The organism is Bradyrhizobium sp. P2_E8, assembly GCF_056403875.1.
Genome location: NZ_JBFUES010000895.1, coordinates 1 through 3,099, shown reverse-complemented (window position 1 = coordinate 3,099; position 3,099 = coordinate 1). Strand labels below are relative to the sequence as shown.

Annotated in this window: 2 protein-coding genes; one reads left to right on the top strand and one right to left on the bottom strand. The window is 66.6% G+C overall.

Going from position 1 to position 3,099, the window contains the following annotated elements:
• The coding region (locus AC1D00_RS33850; protein WP_477013661.1) for a HAMP domain-containing protein at positions 1–1,247 on the bottom strand (1,247 nt) is incomplete at its 3' end.
• Positions 1,248–1,561: 314 nt separating this feature from the next.
• Between AC1D00_RS33850 and AC1D00_RS33845 the strand changes: the two genes are divergently transcribed.
• The gene (locus tag AC1D00_RS33845; RefSeq protein WP_135172468.1) at positions 1,562–2,944 is read left to right on the top strand and encodes an ethanolamine ammonia-lyase subunit EutB; all 1,383 of its coding nucleotides are present in this window, start codon (positions 1,562–1,564) and stop codon (positions 2,942–2,944) included.
• The last annotated feature ends 155 nt before the right edge of the window (positions 2,945–3,099 follow it).

Below are 3,099 nucleotides of genomic sequence, written 5' to 3'. Positions count from 1 at the left end.
TTGGTCTGCTCGGCGATCGCCTGGATCAGGTTGAGCACGCCGTCGATGCGCTGGGTGGCGGCCGCAAGGCTCTCGATCTCGGAGATCGATTTCTCGGTGCGCYGGCCGGTCTGCTCGACCGCGCCGGCGCTCTGCCGGACCTGCCGGCCGATCTCTTCGACGGAGGCCGACAGCTCTTCGGCGGCGCCTGCGACCGCCGTGACGTTGTGCGAGGCCTGCTCGCTGGCGTTTGCCGCCATCCCGGCGCGGTTGCTCGCATCCGCGGTGACGCGCGTGATGGTCTGCGCGGTCTCGCGCATGACGGAGGCGTTGTCGCTGAGGCCGCGCATGATCGCGCCGATCGCGTCGCGAAACTCCTCGACGGATTGCTCGATATGGCGGGCGCGCTGCTCGCGCGCGGCGGAATCCTGCGAGACCTGGGATGCGAGTTTGCGGTTGCGCCCCATCGCGTCCTGGAAGATCTGGATCGCGCGGGCCAGCCCGCCGATTTCGTCGGCGCGGTGGCCGTACGGCACCACGACGTTCTCGGCGCCATMGGCGACCTGCTTGATGGTGGCGGTGATCGAGGCGAGCGGCCGGGCGATCGAGCGGGCGATGATGACGATGCCGATCACGACGAGCGCCAGTGCCACGCCGGCAAGGCAGGTCAGGAGGAAGGACAGGGTGCGGTTGGTCTCGGTCTGCTGGGCGATCTGCTTGGCGCGCTCGGCATAGACCTTGGACAGCGCCTCGAGATCCTTGTTCAGCGCCGAGCGCACGGCGCGGTTGGCGTCGTTGTCGCCCCATTCGCGGCCCGCGGCCGCATTGATCTCGATGCCGCGGCGGACCAGCTCCTTGCGGAACTCGACGAACTGCTCGATTCGCTTCCTGAAGGTGGCGAACTGCTCGGCATCGTCGTCCCTGACGATGGTTTCCCAGCGCTTCACGACGTCGAGGATCTGCGCGTTGAACTTGAGCAGGCCCTCGCCGTATTTCTTCACGACGGCAGGCTCCGTCGACATGTAGACGCCGCGCGATTCCATCACCACCGCGTAGACCAGCGAGTTGACGCGCTCGACGTTCAGCGCGGCCGCATTCGCCGTCTCGATCGCGCTGGTCAGGTCGGCACTGCGGCGGCTGTTGTAGTCGGACAGCATCGCGATCGCCGCCGTGAGCAGCGCGAACAGCGCGAAGATCGCATAGAGCTTGGTTGCAAGCGTGAAGCGGCCGGCGAGGCCGGCGGCATTCCCAGATTGGTCGATGGTCATGGTTTTCAGGGGCCCGAATGGCCTGAAGCGGCCGGTGAGCGCGGTTGTGTAGAATCTATGCAAAACTATGCGGAACGAAGATGGACGCGGCGTTAACGCCCGGCGCGGGAGCGCTTGCTCCGGATTGAAGGAATGTGAGATATCTCAGTGATTTGGAGCGGCCTTGTCGGTTTCCGGCAGATCGGCCCGGGGATCGCGCGGCATGCCCGAAACATCGGCGTGCGCGCCGGCCGCCAGGCGCGTATTCCTGACGCCGGGCCGCCCTTGAGATCGGTCTGGAGTCGGCCGTTGGCCGACGAACCCCGGAGGGGACCTTGGTCTACCGCCATACAATCGACGCCACGACCTATGCCTTCCCGGATCTGCGCGACCTGCTCGCCAAGGCGACGCCGCCGCGCTCCGGCGACCGGCTGGCCGGAATTGCCGCTGCCAGCGCCGAGCAGATGATCGCGGCGCGGATGGCGCTCGCGGATGTCCCGCTCGGACAGTTCCTGCAGGAAGCCCTCATCCCCTACGAGACCGACGAGGTCACCCGCCTCGTCATCGACAGCCATGACGCAAGGGCCTTTGCGCCGGTGGCGGCGCTCACGGTTGGCGCCTTCCGCGACTGGCTGCTGTCGGACGCAGCGACGCCCGAGATCCTGCGCAAGCTCGCCCCCGGCATCACGCCGGAAATGGCGGCCGCGGTCTCGAAACTGATGCGCAACCAGGACTTGATCCTGGCGGCGCGGAAATGCGAGGTCACCACCGCCTTCCGCAACACCATCGGGCTGAAGGGGCGGATGAGCACGCGGCTCCAGCCCAACCATCCGTTCGACGACGCCAGGGGCATCACCGCCTCGATCCTCGACGGCATCCTGCTCGGTGCCGGCGATGCCTGCATCGGCATCAATCCCGCGAGCGACGATCCGGCCGTCATCGCCCAATTGCTGCGGCTGCTCGACGAGATCATCGCGCGACTGAAGATCCCGACGCAAGGCTGCGTGCTGACCCATGTCACGACGACGCTGTCGCTGATCGGGCAGGGCGTGCCGGTCGACCTCGTCTTCCAGTCGGTCGCCGGCACCGAGGCCGCCAATCGCAGCTTCGGCATCGACCTCGCCTTGCTCCGGGAAGCGCAGGAGGCCGGGCTGGCGCAGCGACGCGGCACGGTCGGGCAGAACGTGATGTATTTCGAGACCGGCCAAGGCTCCGCGCTGTCCGCCAATGCCCATCACGGCGTCGACCAGCAGACCTGCGAGGCGCGCGCCTATGCGGTCGCGCGCGCCTATGCCCCGCTCCTGGTTAACAGCGTGGTCGGCTTCATCGGCCCGGAATATCTCTACGACGGCAAGGAAATCATCCGCGCCGGGCTGGAGGATCACTTTTGCGGCAAGCTGCTCGGCCTGCCGCTCGGCATCGACATCTGCTATACCAACCACGCCGAGGCGGACCAGGACGACATGGATAATCTCCTGACGCTGCTGGCGGCCGCCGGCGTCACCTTCATCATGGGTGTCCCCGGGGCCGACGACGTCATGCTGAACTACCAGTCGACGTCTTTTCACGACGCGCTCTACGTCCGCGACGTCTTCGGCCTGCGCCGCGCGCCGGAGTTCGACGACTGGCTGGTGCAGTCGGGGATCGCGGGCGCCGATTTCCGTCTTGCCGGCGACGCAGGCCTGCTTCCCGATTTTGCCTCGCGGCTGATCGCGTGACGCGGCGGGAGCACCCGGCGGCTTGAGGAAACCATTGGTCCCTCTCGGAATTAAGCTCATGCCACAATATTGAGAAATTCCGGCGACAGCATTACGGTGTGTGTCTGGCTGGCAATTTCCGCAGCTATGTCGAGCGTGGCGGGGGAGCTTTGATG